Source organism: Agrobacterium tumefaciens, assembly GCA_025559845.1.
Classification (GTDB): Bacteria; Pseudomonadota; Alphaproteobacteria; order Rhizobiales; family Rhizobiaceae; genus Agrobacterium.
This window is the reverse complement of the sequence record CP048469.1, coordinates 1,048,971-1,070,377: the sequence shown is the minus strand read 5'-3', so window position 1 is coordinate 1,070,377 and position 21,407 is coordinate 1,048,971. Positions and strand designations below refer to the sequence as shown.

General features: G+C 58.9%; 21 protein-coding genes. 9 read left to right on the top strand and 12 right to left on the bottom strand.

Features of this window, described 5'->3' with window-relative positions; genetic code table 11:
• Positions 1–42: 42 nt before the first annotated feature.
• Positions 43–2,502, bottom strand: a complete 2,460-nt coding sequence (locus tag FY156_05310) for a penicillin-binding protein 1A (protein ID UXS00952.1) — start codon at positions 2,500–2,502, stop codon at positions 43–45.
• A gap of 303 nt (positions 2,503–2,805) precedes the next feature.
• Positions 2,806–4,065, bottom strand: coding sequence for an N-acetylmuramoyl-L-alanine amidase (locus tag FY156_05305; protein ID UXS00951.1), 1,260 nt, complete (start codon positions 4,063–4,065; stop codon positions 2,806–2,808).
• A 646-nt stretch (positions 4,066–4,711) separates the two neighbouring features.
• On the opposite strand from FY156_05305, the gene FY156_05300 reads away from it, so the two are divergent.
• Positions 4,712–7,609 (top strand): ribonuclease E/G, encoded by a 2,898-nt coding sequence (locus tag FY156_05300; protein ID UXS00950.1) that lies wholly within the window; start codon positions 4,712–4,714, stop codon positions 7,607–7,609.
• A gap of 100 nt (positions 7,610–7,709) precedes the next feature.
• On the opposite strand, the gene FY156_05295 is transcribed toward FY156_05300, so the two are convergent.
• A complete protein-coding gene (locus FY156_05295) occupies positions 7,710–8,060 on the bottom strand; it encodes an antibiotic biosynthesis monooxygenase (protein ID UXS00949.1) in 351 nt (116 codons plus the stop codon).
• Positions 8,057–8,383 carry an NIPSNAP family protein gene (locus FY156_05290; protein UXS00948.1) on the bottom strand — a complete coding sequence of 109 codons (327 nt, stop codon included), beginning with the start codon at positions 8,381–8,383 and terminating at the stop codon, positions 8,057–8,059. The genes FY156_05295 and FY156_05290 overlap by 4 nt, the downstream gene beginning before the upstream one ends.
• A 74-nt stretch (positions 8,384–8,457) precedes the next feature.
• Between FY156_05290 and FY156_05285 the strand changes: the two genes are divergently transcribed.
• On the top strand, positions 8,458–9,144 hold the full coding sequence (locus FY156_05285; protein UXS00947.1) for a winged helix-turn-helix transcriptional regulator: 687 nt from the start codon (positions 8,458–8,460) through the stop codon (positions 9,142–9,144).
• 16 nt (positions 9,145–9,160) lie between these two features.
• On the opposite strand, the gene FY156_05280 is transcribed toward FY156_05285, so the two are convergent.
• On the bottom strand, positions 9,161–10,324 hold the full coding sequence (locus tag FY156_05280) for an aminotransferase class I/II-fold pyridoxal phosphate-dependent enzyme (GenBank protein UXS00946.1): 1,164 nt from the start codon (positions 10,322–10,324) through the stop codon (positions 9,161–9,163).
• A gap of 173 nt (positions 10,325–10,497) precedes the next feature.
• On the opposite strand from FY156_05280, the gene FY156_05275 reads away from it, so the two are divergent.
• The 5 genes from FY156_05275 (at position 10,498) to FY156_05255 (ending at position 14,314) form a co-directional block, all read left to right on the top strand.
• Positions 10,498–11,265: a DsbA family protein gene (locus FY156_05275; GenBank protein UXS00945.1), complete on the top strand. Its 768-nt coding sequence runs from the start codon at positions 10,498–10,500 to the stop codon at positions 11,263–11,265.
• A 125-nt stretch (positions 11,266–11,390) separates the two neighbouring features.
• Entirely contained in the window at positions 11,391–11,828 is a 438-nt protein-coding gene (gene aroQ / locus FY156_05270) for a type II 3-dehydroquinate dehydratase (protein ID UXS00944.1), read from the top strand.
• A gap of 27 nt (positions 11,829–11,855) precedes the next feature.
• Positions 11,856–12,344: an acetyl-CoA carboxylase biotin carboxyl carrier protein gene (locus FY156_05265; GenBank protein ID UXS00943.1), complete on the top strand. Its 489-nt coding sequence runs from the start codon at positions 11,856–11,858 to the stop codon at positions 12,342–12,344.
• A 12-nt stretch (positions 12,345–12,356) separates the two neighbouring features.
• Positions 12,357–13,700, top strand: coding sequence for an acetyl-CoA carboxylase biotin carboxylase subunit (gene accC / locus FY156_05260; protein ID UXS00942.1), 1,344 nt, complete (start codon positions 12,357–12,359; stop codon positions 13,698–13,700).
• Positions 13,701–13,702: 2 nt separating this feature from the next.
• Complete coding sequence (locus FY156_05255; GenBank protein UXS00941.1) at positions 13,703–14,314, top strand: leucyl/phenylalanyl-tRNA--protein transferase; 612 nt, start codon at positions 13,703–13,705, stop codon at positions 14,312–14,314.
• 21 nt (positions 14,315–14,335) lie between these two features.
• On the opposite strand, the gene FY156_05250 is transcribed toward FY156_05255, so the two are convergent.
• The 5 genes from FY156_05250 to gatB form a co-directional block, all read right to left on the bottom strand.
• Positions 14,336–14,773 (bottom strand): DUF2155 domain-containing protein, encoded by a 438-nt coding sequence (locus FY156_05250; protein ID UXS00940.1) that lies wholly within the window; start codon positions 14,771–14,773, stop codon positions 14,336–14,338.
• A 140-nt stretch (positions 14,774–14,913) separates the two neighbouring features.
• A complete protein-coding gene (locus tag FY156_05245; protein ID UXS00939.1) occupies positions 14,914–15,312 on the bottom strand; it encodes an NADH:ubiquinone oxidoreductase subunit NDUFA12 in 399 nt (132 codons plus the stop codon).
• Between the two features lie 105 nt (positions 15,313–15,417).
• Positions 15,418–15,891 carry a GNAT family N-acetyltransferase gene (locus FY156_05240; protein UXS00938.1) on the bottom strand — a complete coding sequence of 158 codons (474 nt, stop codon included), beginning with the start codon at positions 15,889–15,891 and terminating at the stop codon, positions 15,418–15,420.
• Positions 15,888–16,385 carry a GNAT family N-acetyltransferase gene (locus FY156_05235; protein UXS03026.1) on the bottom strand — a complete coding sequence of 166 codons (498 nt, stop codon included), beginning with the start codon at positions 16,383–16,385 and terminating at the stop codon, positions 15,888–15,890. The genes FY156_05240 and FY156_05235 overlap by 4 nt, the downstream gene beginning before the upstream one ends.
• Before the next feature lie 76 nt (positions 16,386–16,461).
• Positions 16,462–17,964 carry an Asp-tRNA(Asn)/Glu-tRNA(Gln) amidotransferase subunit GatB gene (gatB, locus tag FY156_05230; protein ID UXS00937.1) on the bottom strand — a complete coding sequence of 501 codons (1,503 nt, stop codon included), beginning with the start codon at positions 17,962–17,964 and terminating at the stop codon, positions 16,462–16,464.
• A gap of 184 nt (positions 17,965–18,148) precedes the next feature.
• On the opposite strand from gatB, the gene FY156_05225 reads away from it, so the two are divergent.
• On the top strand, positions 18,149–18,724 hold the full coding sequence (locus FY156_05225; GenBank protein ID UXS00936.1) for a hypothetical protein: 576 nt from the start codon (positions 18,149–18,151) through the stop codon (positions 18,722–18,724).
• Positions 18,725–18,740: 16 nt separating this feature from the next.
• Here the strand turns inward: FY156_05225 and FY156_05220 are convergent, their stop codons facing one another.
• Positions 18,741–19,250, bottom strand: a complete 510-nt coding sequence (locus FY156_05220) for a GNAT family N-acetyltransferase (GenBank protein ID UXS00935.1) — start codon at positions 19,248–19,250, stop codon at positions 18,741–18,743.
• 327 nt (positions 19,251–19,577) lie between these two features.
• On the opposite strand from FY156_05220, the gene FY156_05215 reads away from it, so the two are divergent.
• Complete coding sequence (locus FY156_05215) at positions 19,578–19,835, top strand: hypothetical protein (protein UXS00934.1); 258 nt, start codon at positions 19,578–19,580, stop codon at positions 19,833–19,835.
• 69 nt (positions 19,836–19,904) lie between these two features.
• Here FY156_05215 and gatA read toward each other — a convergent pair whose 3' ends face one another.
• Complete coding sequence (gene gatA, locus FY156_05210; GenBank protein UXS00933.1) at positions 19,905–21,386, bottom strand: Asp-tRNA(Asn)/Glu-tRNA(Gln) amidotransferase subunit GatA; 1,482 nt, start codon at positions 21,384–21,386, stop codon at positions 19,905–19,907.
• Between the last annotated feature and the right edge of the window lie 21 nt (positions 21,387–21,407).

Sequence of the window (21,407 nt, the reverse complement as noted above, 5' to 3'; positions counted from 1 at the left end):
GGATGTAAAGACCGCGCCCCTTACGAACTCCTAGATGACGGATCAATAAAGGCCGCCGCCACCGCCGGTGATGGCCTGCTGGGCCTGTGGCGAGGTCTTCAGAATATCTTCCTGAGACATATAGCCGTCCATGCCGCCAATGACCGAGAAGCTGTCGGCGGGACCCGTGCCGGGCTTGAAGGCTTCCATGATCGTGTCAGGTTCACCTTCCATGGCTGCCATACCGGTCTTGCGGTTGACGGCGATGAACTTCATGCCCTCCGGCACGATGAACTGGCTCGGCTCCGTGTGCTTGGCAAAATCAGCGACGAACTCACCGAAGATCGGCGCCGACAAGGAACCACCGGTGCCACCGCGACCGAGCGGGGCCGGAGAATCGAAACCGATATAAAGGCCCGCGACCATGTTCGGCGTGTAACCGACGAACCAGGCGTCCTTTTCATCGTTGGTCGTGCCGGTCTTGCCTGCTACGGGGCGGTCATTCACCGGGATCTTGCCAGCAGCCGTACCGCGACGAACAACGCCTTCCAGCATCGACGTCGTCTGGTAAGCGGTCATCGGGTCGAGAACCTGCTCGCGGTTGTCAACGATGACGGGCTCGTCCTGGTTCTGCCAGCTCGTCGCATTGCAGCCTTCACAAGCGCGCTCTTCATGACGGAAGATCGTCTTGCCGTAACGGTCCTGAATGCGGTCGATCAAAGTCGGCTTGATCTGCTTGCCGCCATTGGCGATGACCGAATAGGCCGACACCATGCGCATGACTGTGGTTTCACCCGAACCCAGCGACATGGCCAGAAGCGGCGGCATCTTGTCGTAGATGCCGAAACGTTCGGCATATTCGGCGACGACGTTCATGCCCATGTCCTGTGCCAGACGCACGGTCATGAGGTTACGCGACTTTTCAATGCCGAGGCGCAGCGTCGAAGGACCAGCCGAACCGCCGCCGTAGTTCTGCGGCTTCCAGACCTGACCGCCTGAGACGACTTCGATCGGCGCATCGAGAATAACGGATGCAGGCGTGTAGCCATTGTCCAGCGCCGCCGCGTAGATGAACGGCTTGAAGGAGGAACCCGGCTGGCGCATGGCCTGCGTCGAACGGTTGAACTCCGACTGGCCGTAGGAGAAGCCGCCGACCATGGCCAGAACACGGCCGGTATGCGGGTCCATCACCACCATGCCACCCTGCACTTTCGGCGGCTGGCGCAGACGGTATTCGCTGCCCGTGGCATTCAGCGGCTGGGCATAGATGACGTCGCCGGGTGCGAGAACGCCGACCGGCGATTTTGCCGTCGAGCGCTTGCCATTGGCGTCGCGATAAGCCCAGCGCATGTTTTCAGGGGCGATATGGCCGCGTGTCCGTTTGTCGCCGCTTTCGTCCTCGGCATCAGGATCGGCCTGAACGCCAATGGTCAGACCGTCTGCGGCAACCGCCAGAACCACACCGACCTTCCACTCGGGAACGTCGCGCAGGCCCTTGATCTTGGCGAGAGCCGCCGTCCAGTCACCGGTCGTATCGATCTGCTCGATCGGGCCGCGATAACCACGACGCTCGTCATATTCAACGAGGCCATCCTGAAGCGCCTTGCGGGCTTCAAGCTGAACCTGCGGATCGAAAGAGGTACGAACCGAAAGGCCGCCTTCGAGAAGAGCCTTTTCGCCGTATTTTTCAACGATCTGACGACGGACTTCCTCGGCGAAATAGTCGGAGGCGAAGATATGGGCGCCACCCCGACGCACGTTGACGCCGAGCGGCTGTTTCTTGGCATCGGTGGCGTCGGCAACGGTGATGTAGCCGTTTTCGGCCATGCGGTCGATCACCCAGTCGCGGCGCTCAAGGGCAGCCTTTTCACGACGGAAGGGATGATAGTTGGCAGGACCCTTCGGCAGAGAGGCAAGATAGGCCGTTTCGGCAATCGTCAGTTCGGTGACCGACTTGTTGAAATAGGTCAGTGCCGCACCAGCGATACCGTAGGAATTCAGACCGAAGAAAATCTCGTTGAGATAAAGTTCGAGAATCTTGTCCTTCGAGTAGGTCTGCTCGATGCGGAAGGACAGGATCGCTTCCTTGATCTTGCGGTCGAAGGTCTGGTCGTTGGTGAGAAGGAAGTTCTTGGCGACCTGCTGGGTGATCGTCGATGCGCCGACCGGGCGACGGCCGGAACCGAGGTTCTGGACGTTGACGAGGATCGCGCGTCCAAGACCCCAGACGTCAATACCGGGATGGTTGTAGAAATTCTTGTCTTCGGCGGAGAGGAACGCCGCCTTCACACGGTCCGGGATCGCCTGGATCGGCAGGAAGAGACGCTTTTCATGCGCATATTCCGCCATCAGCGCACCGTTACCGGCGTGCACGCGGGTCGTTACCGGCGGCTCGTAGGTGCTCAGTACGGCATAGTCCGGCAGGTCTTGCGACACGCCGCGCAAATAAATTGCACCGGCGGCGGCGGCGCACAGAAACAGCACGCAGGCCAAGCCGAAGAAATATCCAATAAGTCTGATCATACCAAGCTACCGATAATTCGAATCGTAACCATCAACGCCCATCGATATCGGGACGTATCCTTGCATATCGGGTGCCGTTTTGCACACCATACCTTCAATGACAAGCCGAATGCGCTGCATTCGCCGATATGTTACCACACGATCGACAAAGGCCGCGTCCCGACCATCGCCGAATCCGACCTCCGAGTAACGCGTCGATTGTGAGTAAAATAGGGCTCCCGGCTGTTTTACCCTGTGTAGAACCCATGGTTTTGTTGCACTATGGCGATGATACAACGGATTGCAGGCACTCGCAAAATTTCGTCAGCCGCCGTTTGCCATCGCCTTTTCACGATAACGACCGACGGCTTTTGCCAGCGTATCGGCAACCTTCTTGCGCCATTCGGTGTCGAGCAGCAGCTTCTCGTCCTCGGGATTGGACAGAAATCCGAGTTCCAGCAGAACAGACGGCACGTCATGGGCACGCAGAACCATGAAACCGGCGTAACGATGCGGGTTGTTGATGAGACCCACCTGCCCCTCGAAGGACGAAACGATATTTTCCGCCAGCGTCACCGAAAACGCCTGGGTTTCGCGACGGGTGAAATCGAGAAGGATATCCGCAACCTCGGGCGGCTCGCTCGAGGCGGCCACGCCGGCGATCTGATCGGACTTGTTTTCGCGTTCCGCCAGTTCCTGCGCCATGCGGTCGGAGGCGCGGTCGGACAAGGTATAGACGGTGGCGCCGCGAATACCCTTCTGCTTCAACGTGTCGGCATGAACCGAAATGAAGAGATTGGCATTGTTCTGCCGGGCCAGCGTCACGCGTTCGGAAAGCGCCAGAAACGTATCGGAATCGCGGGTGAGGAACGCCTTCACACCGGGTTCGCGGTTAAGGCGCTCTGCCAGCTCGCGGGCGAAAGCCAGCGTGATGATCTTTTCTTCCGTTCCGGTTGTGCTGCCGGATGCGCCGGCATCGATACCACCATGACCGGCATCGACGGCAATCACGAAGTCATTGGTGCGCGATGTCTTGTCATCAGGGGTAATGGAGGCCGTGGAAACCGGCGCTGGTGTCTGCCATTGCTGCGTCTTCAGCAGTTCGGCGAATTTCGCCTTGGTGGTGATCTCCGTATCCAGAACGAAACGATAGGAGTTTCCATCTTCGCCGGGTTTTGCCTCGGCCACGGCCACCTTGACCGGTTTCTTTGCCGTCAGGACGATACGGGCGTTGCCCTCGCCCATACTGCCGAAGCGGATATCCGAAAACAGCCCCGTCGCCGCAAGATCGGATGCCGGGAAGGCAAAGTTCACGGCGGGGAAATCGACGACGATACGCGTCGGCGAGTCGAGATAGTGAATATCGAACTCCGGCTCTTCGGCGAAATCGAGAACAATGCGCGTGCGCGCCTCGTCTCCGATGATGCGGGCCTGATGCGCGACCAGCGGTCCATTGGCCGATGCAGCGCGGAGCCCTGGAATCGATACGACGAAAGACAACGCGACGACGCACGCCAGACGTGCGATTCGCGCGCCAAACGCTCTTGTCTCACCCGAAAAGGCTGATCCTCGATAGAAAATCATGGTCTTCTAAAAAAATCCGTATTTCAGTCATTTGCACGAACAACGCCGCGTTGACGCCGGTTTGTGGCTATTTCAGCCCCGACGCATATGCCTTTGCGCCATTTGGCACCAAAATCGCAGGCGTTGATGAACCAATTCTTAACCCGCCAATTCCACCAACAATATGGCATATTTAGCCAGCCTATTGCTATTATGACAGAGAAAACATACAACACGGGAGAGGGTTAAAAGTGTTGACGGGATAGACGCCCGCCGGCTGCCAATCGACTTAGAAGCTGGCGCCGCAAAAGCGGGTAATCATCTGCCGTTGTTACATTTATCCTGAAACTGGATCAATTCCGGAACTGTCCGGAAACGTACCCGGTGGCGTTGCCACCGCCGCTCTGAGGAGAGCAAATTCATCGGACCCCAAGGGGTCTATATATTATTGTCGTTCCGCCTGGCCCAAGATGTCGCAGCAGTTTTCATATGAACCGGATACCAGGAGCAGGCCCAGCGCCTCGCCGTCGGTCCGGATGCTGCCAGTTTACGGAGGTCAGGCTGGAGACTTCATTTCCGGCACATCCTTGCACTCATATGAAAGGCCCGTCCTCCCGGCGGGCCTGTTCTCGTATAATACAAGGCTGCGCCGAGGAGCACAGCTTACATGGCAGACAAAATGCTTATCGACGCCTCCCATGAAGAGGAGACGCGCGTTGTAGTCGTCCGTGGAAACCGGATTGAGGAATTCGATTTCGAATCGGAACACAAGAAGCAGATTCGCGGCAACATTTACCTTGCCAAGGTAACCCGCGTTGAACCTTCGCTTCAGGCGGCCTTCGTCGACTACGGCGGGAACCGTCATGGCTTTCTCGCTTTTGCGGAAATTCACCCTGACTATTACCAGATCCCGCTTGCCGACCGTCAGGCACTGCTGAAGGCCGAAGCCGAGGATCATCGCCGCAGCGACGATTTCGAATCGGCTGACGCACCGGAACCGGGCGCACCTGCCATCGATCTGTCGCAGGTAGACCAGCCGGATGTCGGCATTGTGGCGAGCGAAGAAACAGCGGTTGCCGTTTCAAGCGAAGAACCGGTTGCCGAAGTCACCGAAACGGAAGCGGAAGCCGTCGCTGTTGTAGCGGTCGCAGAAGACGCCGTTGTCGAAGAAGAAAAGCCGAAGAAGCGCACCCGTCGTCCCCGCGCCAAGAAGAAGGTTGCGGAAGACGAAGCAGCGGCTGAAGCCGTAGAGGGCTCTTCCGAGGATGATGGCAGCACCGGTGGCGAAATGGCCGCCATGGTGGATGCCGACACGATTTCCGAAGAAGTCGAAGGTCTTCGTCGCGATAACAACGACGACGACGATGACGACGACGATCACCACGAAAAGGAAGTGATCGAATCCGTTGGCGCCGAAGACGCTATGGAAGAAGTTCCGGATCGCGTTTCGCGCAAGCCGCGCAAGCAGTACCGCATTCAGGAAGTCATCAAGCGTCGCCAGATCCTTCTGGTGCAGGTTGCCAAGGAAGAACGCGGCAACAAGGGCGCGGCACTGACCACTTATCTGTCGCTGGCAGGACGTTATTCGGTTCTGATGCCGAACACGGCACGGGGCGGCGGTATTTCCCGCAAGATCACCCAGCCGGCCGACCGCAAGCGCCTGAAGGAAATCGCACGCGATCTCGAGGTGCCGCAGGGCATGGGCGTGATCCTGCGTACCGCTGGTGCCAACCGTACCCGCGTCGAGATCAAGCGCGACTTCGAGTATCTGATGCGCCTGTGGGAAAACGTCCGCACGCTGACGCTGAACTCCACGGCCCCCTGCCTCGTTTACGAGGAAGGTTCGCTCATCAAGCGCTCGATCCGCGATCTCTACAACAAGGATATCGGCGAGATCATCGTTTCGGGTGAAGACGGCTATCGTGAAGCGAAAGACTTCATGAAGATGCTGATGCCGAGCCACGCCAAGGTGGTTCAGCCTTACCGCGACATTCACCCGATCTTCTCGCGCTCGGGCATCGAAGCCCAGCTCGACCGCATGCTGCAGCCGCAGGTCACGCTGAAGTCGGGCGGTTATCTCATCATCAACCAGACGGAAGCTCTGGTTTCGATCGACGTGAACTCCGGCCGTTCGACCCGCGAACATTCGATCGAAGAAACCGCGCTGACGACCAACCTTGAAGCCGCTGAAGAAGTTGCCCGCCAGCTTCGCCTGCGCGACCTTGCCGGTCTTGTCGTCATCGACTTCATCGACATGGAAGAAAAGCGCAACAACCGCTCTGTCGAAAAGAAGCTCAAGGATTGCCTGAAGAACGACCGCGCCCGCATCCAGGTCGGCCGCATCTCGCATTTCGGCCTTCTGGAAATGTCGCGCCAGCGTATTCGCGCATCGGTTCTGGAATCGACCACCCAGGTCTGCTCGCATTGCGGCGGCACGGGCCACGTTCGCTCGGAATCGTCCATCGCGCTGCACGTACTGCGTGGCGTCGAGGAATATCTGCTGCGCAACACGACGCACAACATCACCGTTCGCACCACGCCTGAGACAGCGCTCTACCTGCTCAACCACAAGCGTGGCACGATTGTCGATTATGAAGGCCGCTTCGGCGTCTCGATCATCATCGCAGCCGATGCCAGCGTTGGTGCACAGCACTTCGCAATCGACCGTGGCGAAGCCGTCGAAAATCCGGTGAAGATCGAAAGCCTTCTGCAGGCCCTGCCCGACTTCGCCGAAGAAGAAGACGATATCGTCATCGAGATCGAAGAGGACGAGGACGAAGAAGAAATCGTCAAGGCTCAGGGCACCGAAGCCCGCCAGCCGCAGGGCGAAAATGGCGAAGATGGCAAGCGCAAGCGCAAGCGTCGTCGTCGTCGTCGCGGCAAGGGCGGCCAGAATGGCCAGGGCGGTGACAATCAAGCCGAAGGCTCCGAAGACGGTGCTGGCGATGAGTCCGATGCCGACGAAGACAATGGCGTGGATGCCGATGAGGATGCCGCTGCAGAAGGCGACGCCGTTGCTTCCGATGAAGACGGCAAGCGCAAGCGTCGTCGTCGCGGCAAGCGTGGCGGTCGTCGCAACCGTGCGGAAGACGAAGCTCTTGATGCCGATGGCGAACAGCAGGCTGACGGCGAAGCAGAAAGCGACGAGGCGGAAGCGCCAGTTGCCGCTGCCGAAGACGTCGCAGCTGTCGAGGTTGTCGAGGTTGTCGAAGCCGTTGCAGAACCGGTAGCCGAAGAAGCGCCGAAGAAGCCACGCCGTACCCGTAAGGCCAAGGCGAAGGTCGAGGACGAACCGAAGGCTGTTGAGGTCGAAACGGTCGAGCCTGTGATCGTCGAGCAGACCGTTGCCGAAGTGGCAATCGAGGAAGCCGGCGAAGCCTCGGCAGACCTTGGCGCTGAAACGGTTGCACCGGAAACGGAAGCCGAAGCCGAAGGCAAGACTGCCCGTGCCAACCGTGGTGAGAACGTCTCCACGTCCGAGCCAGTCGTGACCTCGTCCGGCAATGACGGCGATGAGCCGAAGCCGCGCAAGGGCGGCTGGTGGCAGCGTCGCGGCTTCTTCTGAGACCACGCGAATAGACACTGAAAAACGCCCGCAACGAACATTGCGGGCGTTTTCTTTTGTGCAGAGATGTGAGGTTCAGCGAAGAGTGCCGGTCTGGCCGTCAGTTGTTCTCGTGCATAGCACGGCTGTCGGACGGTGCATGGTCTCTTTCGTTCAGACCGTAATCGCGCATGACGCTGGCGACCCGCAGCCGGTAATTGGCAAAGACACCTGAACGCCCTGCGGACTGAGCGGCCCTGTGGCCGCTGCGGTTGCGCCATGCCTTCACTGCCGCCTCGTCGCGGAAGAAGGAGAGGGAAAGCATCTTGTCGGGATTGACGATGCTCTGGAACCGTTCGACGGAGATGAAACCGTCGATCGCCTCAAGATCGGCGCGCAGCGCGGATGCGATATCCAGATAATGCTGTCGTTCGCCTTCCGCTGGCCAGACTTCGAAGATGACAGCGATCATCTCCCGCCCACCCCATGCGGCGCGGAGGCAAGTTGCAGGAACAACCGGTCTTCGCGGCGAATGAACTGTTCGCGCCTTGCAAACTCGTAATTTTCGCGACCGAGCGGATCAGCGGCCAGACGGGCGCGATAGGCCTCGTAGGCGGCAAGGTTGTCGATGTTGTAAACGCCATAGGCAACGGTGCTCGATCCCTCCTTCGGGGCATAATAACCGATCAGATCGGCACCACAGCGCGGAATGGCCTCCCCCCAGTTGCGGGCATACTGGTTGAAGGCGTCGACCTTGAATGGGTCGATTTCATAACGAATGAAACAGGTCAGCATGGCAATCTCCGTTGATGTGACATGCCCCTGTTTACGCCATTGCTGCGCGTCGATGCTTCGGCTATGATCGAAGTATGAAAGATGGACCGATGATCGCCAATGTTGCCGCACTGATCGGCGACCCTGCCCGCGCCAACATTCTGACGGCGCTGATGGATGGGCGTGCGCTGACGGCAAGCGAGCTTGCGCAGGCGGCCGGAGTCACGCTGCAAACCGCCAGCGGCCATCTGTCGAAACTCTCCGACGCGCATCTTCTGAAAGCCGAAAAGCAGGGACGCCACCGTTACTTCCGGCTCTCCGACGAAGATGTCGCGCAGGTTCTGGAGGCCTTGATGGGCCTCGCCCAACGCACCGGGGCGGTGCGGGTGCGGACCGGCCCGAAAGACAAGGCGCTGCGCGAAGCGCGCGTCTGCTATGATCACCTGGCTGGCGAAAGCGGTGTCACGCTGCTCAACGCCATCATCACGCAAGGTTTTGTCACCGATGGCGATGACCCTGCCCTGACCGACAAGGGACGCCATTTTTTCGAAGAATTCGGCATCGATCTTACGACGCTGGAGAAAAGCCGCCGTCCCATCTGCCTGCAGTGCCTGGACTGGAGCGAACGTCGCCATCACCTCGGCGGCGGGCTCGGTGCATCGTTGCTATCGACCATGCAAAGCCGCGACTGGATACGACGCGGACAAGGCCGAGTTCTGACCTTCACCACCAAGGGCGAGAAGGCTTTCCGCAGCACCTTTCAATGCGATGCTGCGGAATAACAGCGTCTAGGCTACGTCAGCCCTGTTTCAGCCAGCCGGCAATGCGACCGACAGCTTCGGCTATATCCGACACCGACCCCGCATAGGAAATGCGAAGTGCCCGGTGGCCTTCTTCCGGATCGAAATCCATGCCAGGCGTTGCCGCCACGTCGATTTCAGCCAGCATGCGCTTTGCAAAATCCATGCTGTCATTGGAATAACGGCTGGTGTCCACATAGGCATAAAAGGCCCCGTCCATCGGAGATGCCAGCGGCAGGCCGATTTCCGGCAGGCGCGCCATCAGGAAATCGCGGTTGGTGCGGTAGCTTTCCTTGTAGACATCCAGCTCAGCCTCGGCCGAAAACGCGGCCGCGGCCGCGAGCTGCGACAGTTCCGGCGCGGAAATGTAGAGGCTTTGCGCAAGACATTCGACCGGGCGAACGAGTTTTTCCGGCAGCACCATCCAGCCGATACGCCAGCCGGTCATGCAATAATATTTGGAGAACGAGTTGATGACGACGGCGTTGTCGGTAATTTCGAGCGCGCTAGTCTCATCCCCGACAAAGGTCAGGCCGTGATAGATCTCGTCCGAGATGAAGGCGATGTCGCGGCTGTCGCAATAGGCAGACAGGCGTTTCAGCGCCTCGCGTCCCGTTACCGTGCCGGTGGGGTTGGCCGGGCTTGCCAGCAAAACGCCCTTCAGCGTGCAGCCTGCCTTGGTTTCGGCGCGCTCCAGGCTTGCCGGTGTCAGCGTGTAGCCGGTTTCGGCGGTGACTGGCACCTCCACGACATTGAGGCCGAGGGCCTTTAAAATGTTGCGGTAGGCGGGATAACCGGGTCTTGCGATCGCGACATGGTCGCCCGCATCGAAGAGGCCGAGAAAGGCGAGATTGAAGGCGGCCGAAGATCCTGTGGTCACCGCAATGCGGGCGGGATCGACCGAAACCTGATGGCGGCGCTGATAGTGGCCGGCGATCGCTTCACGCAGATCACGCAGGCCAAGCGCGTCGGTGTAACCGATGCGGCCATGTTTCAGCGCGGTCTCGGCGGCAGCGAGTGCGGCCTTTGGCGCGGGGTGAGACGGCTGGCCGACGGCCATCGAAATCACCGGACGGCCTGCCTGCTTGCGCCGGTTCGCTTCCGCCAGAATGTCCATGGCATGGAAGGGTTCAACCGCGCTTCGCTTCGACATCGTTATCAATGGCGTCTTCTTTCCTGAAATGTTTTTCGAGACTTGCCGCAAAATCGCAGTCTTCACAATGATGCGATCATAATGAGGACAACTATTTTTGCCGTATGATATTTGGCTTAAGGTAAGGTAAGTGCCAGAGTGATATTCCAGTGGCACTGCCCACACACATGACGAGGACCGATATGGCGCACCTTCTCCGTTCAACCGTTTTCGCCAGCATCACGGCCCTTTCGACCGTTTTTGCCTTCCAGCCTGCGCACGCGCTTGACGCGCAGCAGAAGAAGGAGATGGGCGAATTCATCAAGCAATACCTGATCGAGAACCCGGAGATCATGCTTGAGGTGCAGGATGCGCTGGAGCGCAAGCAATATGCGGCGCGCAACGCCAAGGCATCCGAAGCGGTAGCCGACAACCAGAAGGCCATTTTCGAATCGAAATACGATCTGGCGCTCGGCAATCCCGAAGGCGATGTCACGCTGGTCGAGTTCTTCGACTACAATTGCGGCTACTGCAAACGCGCCATGAGCGACATGGACAACATTCTCAAGTCCGACAACAAAGTGCGTGTCGTGCTGAAGGAATTTCCGATTCTCGGACCGGAATCGGTCGCGGCCCACCGGGTTTCGAATGCCGTGAAACTTCTCTCGCCGGAAAAATATCCGGAGTTCCAGCGCACCCTGCTTGGCGCGCGCGGCCGCGCCAATGAAGAAAGCGCGATGGAAGTTGCGACCTCTCTCGGCCTCAAGGAAGCGGATATCCGCAAGTCCATGGAAGAGAACCCCAACGACGCGCAGGTGCAGGAAGCCTATCAGCTCGCCAACAATCTCGGCATCACCGGAACGCCGTCCTATATCGTCGGCACGGAGGCCGTGTTCGGCGCTGTTGGTGCCGCACCGCTGAAAGAGAAGATCGCCAATATGCGCACCTGCGGTAAGGCCACCTGCTCCTGATTTCTCAAAAGCCCCTGCATAAACCCTGAAGTTGCCGGGCAACCCGGTGCTTTACGGTGTTCAGGGGCTTTTCCTTCGAAGCTGTGCAGTCTATAGGTGTCGCTGATTTTCTTGTGGAACCACGAATGAGCAACACGATCTTCGTCCTGAACGGACCCAATCTCAACATGTTGGGAAAGCGGGAGCCGGGTATTTACGGCGGCAAAACGCTGAAGGACATCGAAAACGACTGCATCAAGGCCGGCGAAGAACTCGGATTTTCCGTCGAATGCCATCAGTCCAACCATGAGGGCGCGCTGGTCGATCTGCTGCATGAAGCAGGCGACCGTGCAGTCGGCGTGGTCATCAATCCCGGTGCTTATGGCCATACGTCGATTGCTTTGCACGATGCCATTCGCGCCATCTCCGTTCCCGTGGTGGAAGTTCATATTTCCAACATCCACGCCCGCGAGGAATTCCGTCACAAGTCGATGATTGCCCCCGCAGCCAAGGGAATGGTCTGCGGTTTCGGGCCATACGGCTACATCATGGCGCTCAACGCGCTGAAGAATATCACGGCATAAAAAGAAACAATCAGAATAGGGTTTGTCATGTCTGAAAAGAAAAACGGTATCGACAAGGAACTGATCCGCGAACTTGCGAACATCCTCAACGACACCGACCTTTCCGAGATCGAAGTCGAGCAGGACGACCTGCGCATTCGCGTTTCCCGTTCTGCCCCGCCTGCAACGGTCTACGCTGCACCACCAGTCGCCTACGCTCCGGCATCACCGGTTGCCGCACCTGCGGCTGTTGCTGCGCCTGCCGCACCGGCAGCAGCGGCTGCGGCCCCTGCCCGCAACCCGGCCAACACCGTAACCTCGCCGATGGTCGGTACGGTTTACCTGTCGCCTGCTCCGGGCGCTCGCCCGTTCATCGAAGTCGGCGCCACCGTCAAGGAAGGCCAGACGCTTCTCATCGTTGAAGCCATGAAGACCATGAACCAGATTCCGGCAACGAAGTCCGGCAAGGTCGTGGAAATCATCGTCAACGACGCACAGCCCGTGGAGTATGGTGAAGCCCTCGTGGTCATCGAATAAAGGCGGTCCACAATGGTTTCGAAGATCCTCATAGCCAACCGCGGCGAAATCGCCCTTCGCGTGCTGCGCGCTGCGAAGGAACTTGGCATCTCGACCGTTGCCGTGCACTCCACGGCCGATGCGGACGCCATGCATGTTCGCCTGGCCGACGAAAGCGTGTGCATTGGCCCGCCGCCGTCGCGTGACAGCTACCTCAACATCCACCAGATCGTCGCAGCCTGCGAGATCACCGGTGCTGATGCGGTTCACCCCGGCTACGGCTTCCTGTCGGAAAACGCCAAGTTTGCCGATATTCTCGATGCGCACGGCATTACCTTCATCGGGCCGACCGCCGAGCACATCCGAATCATGGGCGACAAGATCACCGCCAAGCAGACGGCCATGGAACTCGGCATTCCCGTCGTTCCCGGTTCCGATGGCGAAGTGAAGCCTGAAAACGCGCTGGAAATTGCTAGACAGATCGGTTTCCCGGTTCTGATCAAGGCAACCGCGGGCGGCGGTGGACGCGGCATGAAGGTCGCCAAGACCGAAGCCGATCTCGACGAAGCCGTGAACACGGCCCGTTCTGAAGCGGCTGCCGCTTTCGGCAACGATGCCGTTTACATGGAAAAGTACCTCGGCAAGCCGCGCCACATCGAAGTGCAGGTTTTCGGCGATGGTGAAGGCAATGCAATTCACCTTGGCGAACGTGATTGCTCGCTGCAGCGTCGTCACCAGAAGGTTCTGGAAGAGGCAAACTCTCCGGCCCTGACGGTCGAACAGCGCATGGAAATCGGCGAGATCTGCGCGAGCGCCATGCGCAAGCTGAAGTATCGCGGTGCAGGCACTATCGAATTCCTCTACGAAAACGGCGAGTTCTATTTCATCGAAATGAACACCCGTCTTCAGGTGGAGCATCCGGTCACCGAAGCCATCACCGGCATGGATCTCGTGCAGGAGCAGATTCGCGTCGCTTCCGGCCAGGGCCTTTCGGTGACGCAGGCCGATATCGAATTCCATGGCCACGCAATCGAATGCCGTATCAACGCCGAAGATCCGCGTACCTTCGTTCCGTCTCCGGGCATCCTCACCTATTTCCATACGCCCGGCGGTCTCGGCGTGCGCGTGGATTCGGGTGCCTATCAGGGCTACAAGATCCCGCCTTATTACGACAGCATGATCGGTAAGCTGATCGTTCACGGTCGCGACCGTGACGAATGCATCCGTCGTCTGCGCCGCGCGCTGGACGAGTTTGTCGTTGACGGTATCAAGACGACCCTGCCGCTGTTCCAGGATCTTCTGCAGAACGAAGACATCCTGAAGGGTGAATACGACATCCACTGGCTGGAAAAATATCTGGCCGGTGACGCACACTAAGAATGGGACGGCGCGGCAGAAATAGCGATCTCAACGTCGATATTCTGCTGCGCGCCTATTCCGTCGGCCTGTTTCCCATGGCCGATTCGGCGGATGACCCGGAGCTGTTCTGGGTCGAGCCGGAGCTGCGGGGCGTCATCCCGCTCGATACGTTCCACGTTTCCAAAAGTCTCGGCAAGGCCATCCGCAAACGGCCGTTCGACATCCGTTTCGATACGGATTTCGAAGGTGTGATGGCGGGCTGCGCGGCCGAAGCGCCTGACAGGCCAAGCACCTGGATCAACCAGACGATCCGCAATCTTTACACGGAACTGCACCAGATCGGCCATGCCCACAGCGTTGAAGCGTGGGAAGGCGATACACTTGTCGGCGGCCTTTATGGGGTCTCTCTCGGCTCGGCATTTTTCGGAGAGAGCATGTTTTCACGGCGCACCAACGCGTCGAAAATCTGCCTCGTCCATCTGGTCGCACGCCTGCGCGCACAGGGTTTCACCCTGCTCGACACACAATTTACCACCGACCATCTGAAGACGTTCGGCGCCATTGACGTTCCCAAGGCTGAATACGTGAAGATGCTCGAGGCTGCCGTGAACCGGCCAAGCCTGCCATTCTGAATTTTCAGAGTTTCCGTTAGGTCAGTTGCTTGCCGTAGAGGGAGCAGGCACTTCCGAGTCCTGCTTGCAACCGGTCAGCCAGACGTCATAGATCGGATGTTCCACAGCGTTGAGGCCGGGGCTATCGGCAAACATCCAGCCGGTAAAGATGCGACGGATCTTGCGATCGAGGGTGATTTCGTCGACCTCGATGAAGGCATCGATCTTCTGGGCTTCCGTCTGATCGCGGGAATAGCAGACCTTCGGTGTGACCTGCAGCGCGCCGAACTGCACGGTTTCATCAATATAGACGTCGAAGGATGTGATGCGGCCGGTAATCTTGTCGATGCCGGAGAAAACCGCCACCTTGTTTTCCAGGCGTGCCGCCGGTGCGGGCGACACGAGAACTGCCGTAGATGCAATTGCCAGCAGCGATGTTGCCAGCGCACGCAAAGAACGAACCCGCGTGTTTTTGCTCATACGACCTGTCTCCAAAAATTCTTCCTGAGTCGTCTCTTCGACCGGATCACGCCAATGCTCTAAGGGCGGAATGTGGCGAAAGCGGGTGAGGACGAGGTTTCAAAGGCGGCATCCACAAGCATGCCGCCCGAAACGAAAAATCAGTTGCCGGGGGTCCAGGCGTCGTAGTCGCCGGTCACGCGCGGACGTTCACCCGCAACGACAAGCGAACCCTGCGGGCGGTAAGCCTGGGAAGAGCCAGTCAGGTTCGGCTGGTGCGGCTTCTGCCACTCACGCGAAACATAGTTTTCCTGGCTTGGCGGGGTATCGGTGCGGTAGTGCATCCAGCCGTGCCAGCCCGGAGGAATGGCGGAAGCTTCTGCGTAACCGTTGTAGATCACCCAACGACGCGGCATGCCCCAGGAGGTGGTGCCACCTTCGTAATAGGTGTTGCCCAACTCGTCCTGCCCTACCTTCTTTCCGAAACGCCAGGTGTGAAACCGTGTTCCGATCGTCTGGCCATTCCACCAGGTGAAGATTTGCGTCAGGAGAGTCTTCATAATGCGTTCCTCAGGCTTATAGGTGCTGCGGTTTTTACGCCTGCACCGCCAAAAGCTTATGCCGTCATGTGCGTGGATTGTCCAGCATTTCCCGTCTGGCAAACACTATTTCAGCTTCATTCTGAAGCCGAACTGGCGCTTTTCAAAACCGAGCCGCTCATAAAAGCGATGTGCATCCAGACGCTTCATATTCGAGGTGAGCTGAACCGCGTTGAGACCCCGCTTTTTCGCGTCCTCGATGCAGTGGCGGATCATCGCAGCGCCAATGCCGCGCCCGCGCCGGTCAGGGCGCGTATGCACGGCCTCGATCATCATCGACACGGCCCCTCGCCCGACCATCTTGGTCAGGATCGCGGTCATGAAAGTTGCGACGACCTCGCCGTCCAGTTCGGCGACGTAGAGCGTTTCACTGGGCGATGCTTCTATCGCCCTGAACGCCGTCACGTAGTCGGCCAGAGCGGATTCGTCGGACGTGTCGCCGTGTCCGCCAAGCTCGTCCGCCGCATAGATTGCCACGAGTGCGGGAATGTCATCTTCCCGCGCCTGGCGGATTGCGAGATTATCGAGCGCAGCACTCATTTCGGCAGGCTCTTTTCCATGACGATGCCGGGAAGCCCCTCAACACCGGCCATGCGTTCGATTCGGTCCACCTCGACAAAACCGACGCCCTGGTAAAACGCGATTGCAGCCGTGTTCTTCGGCTCGACTTCAAGGCGCATGATTTCGGCCGATGGGAAGCAGGTTTCGAGTTCGGCGAACAGATCGCGCCCGATTCCCTGGCGCTGGAATTCAGGAGCGACGTAAAGCTGGTAGAGCAGCGCCGTCTTGGTCATCTTGCTGGACATGGCGGCATAACCCATGCCGGCAATGCGTTTGCCGTCATCGGCCACCAGAAACTCGCCGCCCTTCTTGTGAACGCGGTCCTTCATGGCCTGTGGCGAATGCCAGCTTTCCATCATCTTCACGACGTTTTCAGCGCCGTAGATATCGTCGTAGGTGGCGTGCCAGGTTTTGTCGAGCAGCGCCCGTACCGGCTCGATATCGCGCTCGCTGGCTGTCCGAATGAAAAACACCATCGTGTTCCTTTGCTCCAAATGAAAAAGGCCGGGTACCGTTTCCGGCCCCGGCCCGGCACCGCCTCAGCGATGCTTATTCCTCAATGCCGAGCTTGGCCTTGACCAGGGCCTGAACGGCCTGCGGGTTGGCCTTGCCGCCAGTCGACTTCATGACCTGACCGACGAACCAGCCGGCCAGCGTCGGCTTCGCCTTGACCTTCTCGACCTGATCCGGGTTGGCGGCAATGATCTCATCGACAGCCTTTTCGATGGCGCCGGTGTCGGTCACCTGCTTCATGCCACGGCTTTCAACGATCTCCGCCGGGTTGCCGCCTTCGTTCCAGACGATTTCGAACAGGTCCTTGGCGATCTTGCCGGAAATGGTTTCGGCCTTGATGAGGTCGATGATGCCACCGAGCTGTTCCGGCGAAACCGGGGTCGTCTCGATGTCCTTGCCGAACTTGTTGAGCGCGCCAAGAAGGTCGTTGATGACCCAGTTGGCAGCAGCCTTCGGATCGCGACCGGCAGCAACAGCCTCGTAATAGTCGGCAATCGCCTTTTCGGAGACCAGGATCGATGCGTCGTAAACCGACAGACCGAGATCGGCGACGAAACGTGCCTTCTTGTCGTCAGGCAGTTCGGGCAGGTCGACCTTCAGGGCTTCCACGAAAGCATCGTCGAATTCCAGCGGCAGCAGGTCCGGATCTGGGAAATAACGGTAGTCGTGCGCGTCTTCCTTGGAGCGCATCGACCGCGTTTCGCCCTTGCCCGGATCGAACAGGCGGGTTTCCTGGTCGATGACGCCGCCGTCTTCGAGAATGGCGATCTGGCGACGTGCTTCGTATTCGATCGCCTGACCGACGAAACGGATCGAGTTGACGTTCTTGATTTCGCAACGCGTGCCGAATGCACCGCCCGGCTTGCGCACGGAAACGTTGACGTCGGCGCGCATTGAGCCTTCGTCCATGTTGCCGTCGCAGGTTCCGAGGTAACGGACGATGGAGCGCAGCTTGGTCAGATAGGCCTTCGCCTCATCCGACGACCGCATGTCCGGCTTGGACACGATTTCCATCAGCGCAACGCCCGAACGGTTCAGGTCCACGAAGGACATTGTCGGGTGCTGGTCGTGCATGGACTTGCCGGCATCCTGCTCCAGATGCAGGCGCTCGATGCCGATTTCGATATCCTCGAAATTGCCCTGACGGTCTGGACCGAGCGAAATGGTGATGGTGCCTTCACCGACGATCGGGTCCTTGAACTGCGAAATCTGGTAGCCCTGCGGCAGATCCGGATAGAAGTAGTTCTTGCGGTCGAAGATCGAACGGTTGTTGATCTGCGCCTTCAGACCGAGACCGGTGCGAACCGCCTGCCTGACGCATTCCTCGTTGATGACGGGCAGCATGCCGGGCATGGCCGCATCAACCAGCGACACGTTGGAGTTCGGCGCATTGCCGAAGGTCGTGGACGCGCCGGAGAAAAGCTTGGAATTGGACAGAACCTGCGCATGCACCTCCATGCCGATGACGATCTCCCAATCGCCGGTGGCGCCGGGGATAAAGCGTTTCGGGTCTGGGGTGCGCACGTCTACAAGGGTCATCTGAAGCTCACGGAATACGTTTTTCTGTGCGTGGGGTAAAACAAATAGGCCGCATACGCAAGGCTTCTCACGGCATGCATAAAGGTGCACGGCTTATTGCCATGACGATAGGGATTGAATAGCCTCCCTCAAACTTCGCCAAACCCCTCGATATCAAAATCCGGCCTGTTCCAAGAGGACTGACATGACAACGCTTCCCCTGTTTCGAGGCCTGCTTCTGGCAGCGGCTTTTCCCGCCTTTTGCGCTGCGGCCGACGGCGTGCCAGTAAAGGACCAGGTCGCGCTGATCAGCGAGGCAAAAGCCCGCCACGAGACCGGAATTGCCCGCAAGACACGGGAAGTCGATGCCCGTCCTGCGCTTGCCGGTGAAATCATCATTACGACGATCAAGGGTGAAGGTGTGGAGACGCGCTCAAAGCCGGCTGAAAATGGCGACTGGGTGGTTCGCAACCGCTGCCCGGAAACCGGTAACGAGGAAATTCTCGTCAAAGCCGCCAAATTTCCGCAGCGTTACGGCGAACCCCTGTCTCAACCGGACGAAAAAGGCTACCGCACATTCAAGCCACTGGGCGGTGACATGACCTATTTCATTGTCAGCGACAAGATCGGCGCTTTCAACTTCACCGCCCCATGGGGTGAGACGATGGTTGCCAAGCCGGGAGATGCGATCGTTCAGGTTCCTTCAGACGAGAAGGACACCTACCGTATCGCCGCCAGTTCCTTCAAATGCACCTATGAGATAACCACCCCGGCAAAATGACCTTGGAGCCGTCTCCTCAGAAGCCCGGCCCATAGGTACCGCTTGCGATCTCAACGAACTGCTTGTGCAGGCCGACCGATTGTACGTCGCGATCAAGTTTGGGCGCGTAGGACACCGAAAACCAGCTGATGCTGTAACCGTGGTGACGGAAGAAAGCGACGGCTGGTTCATTCTGCGCATGAGTCTCCAGCCGTGCGCTTTCAAACCCCTTCTCGGCGATCTGTTTCTCAATCTCGCCCAGCAACAGGCTGCCAATGCCGCGGCGCTGAAAATCGGGATCGATCCAGAAATCGCTGATCGTATCGTCAAAGCGTTCACGCGATGCCCAGCCTGCAACGACCCCGCCGGTCTCGGCAACGATGATGCTCAACCAGGATGAACCGGTGAAATTGGCAAAAGCGCTGCTGGCGTTTTCATACAGCGCAGTCGTGATGCCGATAGCGGCAGTTGCCTGCTGCCAGGCGCGCAGGCCGATTTCCGCCAGCACTGCCGCCTCTTCCTCACGCGCATTGCGAATGACGATCAATCCGCGCCCTCCATTGTCCACCGAAGTAAAGCATTGGCCGAACGATTCGGCCAGCGCAACCTTGAGACGCAATATCGCCTGAAATGATCCTTCGACAGAGTAGAGACGCAGCGCAGGATGGAAATTGTGCCAGACTTGACCGCGTTCATCTTGCGGTTTAACCAGAAGGCGCAAACAAGGAGCTTTTATGTTCGCTCAATCGGAGTCCCGGTAAAGGCCCTGCCCGCAAGTCTCTTGCGCGCCGGGCCAAAATGAAACCGAGCCGGATGCCTGTGGCACCCGGATTTGTTTTCACGCGTCCAAAAGACGCCGACCGGATTTCCGAAAATGGACATTTCCCGCGCCGAACAGCGCATCCTTCACCTGCTCGCACAAGGCGGCAGCATCGAACTCGTTCGTGACATCAATCGCAAAGTCGAAAAGCTTTCGCTCTACACACGCGACGGCTGGATTTTCAGTGGCCTCAACCTCGAAACCTTTCGCAAACTGAAGCGCAAGAAGGCGATCGCCTCTTCAGGCGGCAGACCTTATCGCATCACCACGCGTGGGCTCGTTCTCGTTCGAGGCGAGCTGGACAACCGATAAAAAGAAATCGCCGGGCTGCAGCGACTGCGGCCCGGCGAACACATCAGAACAGATGTCTGGTAAAACTTCTTACCACCACTTGGCGGGCGTGAACTTGCCTGCGGCCTGTTCGATGGCATGCGCCGTCTTGAACAGGGTTTCTTCTTCGAACGGCTTGCCGATCAACTGCAGGCCAAGCGGCAGACCCTTGCCGTCGAGACCGGCCGGGACCGACAGGCCCGGAAGGCCGGCCATGTTGACGGTGATGGTGAAGACGTCCTGCAGGTACATCTTGACCGGATCGGATGCGAGCTCCTCATCGCCGACAGCAAATGCGGATGATGGCGTGATCGGTGCCAGAATCGCATCGACGCCAGCGTGGAACGCATCTTCGAAGTCGCGCTTGATAAGGGTGCGAACCTTCTGCGCCTTGAGGTAATAGGCATCGTAATAACCGGCCGACAGCACGTAAGTGCCAACCATGATACGGCGCTGAACTTCCTTGCCGAAGCCGGCAGCGCGGCTCTTTTCATACATATCGGCAATGTCCTTGCCATCGACGCGCAGGCCGTAGCGAACGCCGTCGTAACGGGCAAGGTTGGACGAGGCTTCAGCCGGTGCCACGATGTAATAGGCCGGCAGCGCGTATTTGGTGTGCGGCAGGGAAATATCGACGACTTCAGCGCCGGCATCCTTCAGCCACTGAACGCCCTGCGCCCAGAGCTTTTCGATTTCTTCCGGCATGCCATCGACGCGGTATTCCTTGGGAATGCCGATCTTCAGACCCTTGAGCGACTGACCGATAGCCTTTTCATAGTCCGGAACCGGCAGATTGACGGAGGTCGTGTCCTTGGAATCAACGCTTGCCATCGACTTCAGCAGGATCGCTGCGTCACGCACGTCGCGGGCGATCGGGCCGGCCTGATCGAGCGAGGAAGCGTAAGCGACGATGCCGAAGCGCGAGCAGCGGCCATAGGTCGGCTTGATGCCGACGGTGCCGGTGAAGGCGGCTGGCTGGCGGATCGAGCCGCCAGTATCGGTTGCGGTCGCACCGGCGCACAGATGCGCGGCAACGGCAGCGGCCGAACCACCCGAAGAACCGCCCGGCACGAGCTTCTGCTCAGAGCCGTTGGCGCGCCACGGGTTGATGGCCGGGCCATACCAGGAGCTTTCGTTGGAAGAGCCCATGGCGAACTCGTCCATGTTGAGCTTGCCGAGCATGACCGCGCCCTGATCCCAGAGGTTCTGGGTCACGGTGGATTCGTATTTCGGCTTGAAGCCATCGAGAATGTGCGAGCAGGCCTGGGTGTGGACGTCGCGGGTAGCAAACAGGTCCTTGACGCCGAGCGGAATACCTTCGAGGTCACCGGACTTGCCGGCTGCGATGCGCTCGTCCGACGCCTTTGCCATTTCGCGGGCCTTTTCCGGCGTCAGCGCGACATAGGCATTCAGCGCGCCGTTGGCGGCATCAATGGCCTTCAGGTAGGCGTCCGTCAGCTCAAGGGCGGAAAACTCTTTCGCCTTCAGCTTCTCGCGGGCTTCAGCGATGGTAAGGCTCGTCAGTTCGGTCATGGTCGGCAACGGCTTTCGAAA

What these genes read in the sequence shown, in the direction of transcription:
- FY156_05310 (UXS00952.1), bottom strand. Translation starts at nt 2,502, where the DNA reads ATGATCAGACTTATTGGATATTTCTTCGGCTTGGCCTGCGTGCTGTTT.
- FY156_05305 (UXS00951.1), bottom strand. Translation starts at nt 4,065, where the DNA reads ATGATTTTCTATCGAGGATCAGCCTTTTCGGGTGAGACAAGAGCGTTT.
- FY156_05300 (UXS00950.1), top strand. Translation starts at nt 4,712, where the DNA reads ATGGCAGACAAAATGCTTATCGACGCCTCCCATGAAGAGGAGACGCGC.
- FY156_05295 (UXS00949.1), bottom strand. Translation starts at nt 8,060, where the DNA reads ATGATCGCTGTCATCTTCGAAGTCTGGCCAGCGGAAGGCGAACGACAG.
- FY156_05290 (UXS00948.1), bottom strand. Translation starts at nt 8,383, where the DNA reads ATGCTGACCTGTTTCATTCGTTATGAAATCGACCCATTCAAGGTCGAC.
- FY156_05285 (UXS00947.1), top strand. Translation starts at nt 8,458, where the DNA reads ATGAAAGATGGACCGATGATCGCCAATGTTGCCGCACTGATCGGCGAC.
- FY156_05275 (UXS00945.1), top strand. Translation starts at nt 10,498, where the DNA reads ATGGCGCACCTTCTCCGTTCAACCGTTTTCGCCAGCATCACGGCCCTT.
- aroQ (UXS00944.1), top strand. Translation starts at nt 11,391, where the DNA reads ATGAGCAACACGATCTTCGTCCTGAACGGACCCAATCTCAACATGTTG.
- FY156_05265 (UXS00943.1), top strand. Translation starts at nt 11,856, where the DNA reads ATGTCTGAAAAGAAAAACGGTATCGACAAGGAACTGATCCGCGAACTT.
- accC (UXS00942.1), top strand. Translation starts at nt 12,357, where the DNA reads ATGGTTTCGAAGATCCTCATAGCCAACCGCGGCGAAATCGCCCTTCGC.
- FY156_05255 (UXS00941.1), top strand. Translation starts at nt 13,703, where the DNA reads ATGGGACGGCGCGGCAGAAATAGCGATCTCAACGTCGATATTCTGCTG.
- FY156_05250 (UXS00940.1), bottom strand. Translation starts at nt 14,773, where the DNA reads ATGAGCAAAAACACGCGGGTTCGTTCTTTGCGTGCGCTGGCAACATCG.
- FY156_05245 (UXS00939.1), bottom strand. Translation starts at nt 15,312, where the DNA reads ATGAAGACTCTCCTGACGCAAATCTTCACCTGGTGGAATGGCCAGACG.
- FY156_05240 (UXS00938.1), bottom strand. Translation starts at nt 15,891, where the DNA reads ATGAGTGCTGCGCTCGATAATCTCGCAATCCGCCAGGCGCGGGAAGAT.
- gatB (UXS00937.1), bottom strand. Translation starts at nt 17,964, where the DNA reads ATGACCCTTGTAGACGTGCGCACCCCAGACCCGAAACGCTTTATCCCC.
- FY156_05225 (UXS00936.1), top strand. Translation starts at nt 18,149, where the DNA reads ATGACAACGCTTCCCCTGTTTCGAGGCCTGCTTCTGGCAGCGGCTTTT.
- FY156_05215 (UXS00934.1), top strand. Translation starts at nt 19,578, where the DNA reads ATGGACATTTCCCGCGCCGAACAGCGCATCCTTCACCTGCTCGCACAA.
- gatA (UXS00933.1), bottom strand. Translation starts at nt 21,386, where the DNA reads ATGACCGAACTGACGAGCCTTACCATCGCTGAAGCCCGCGAGAAGCTG.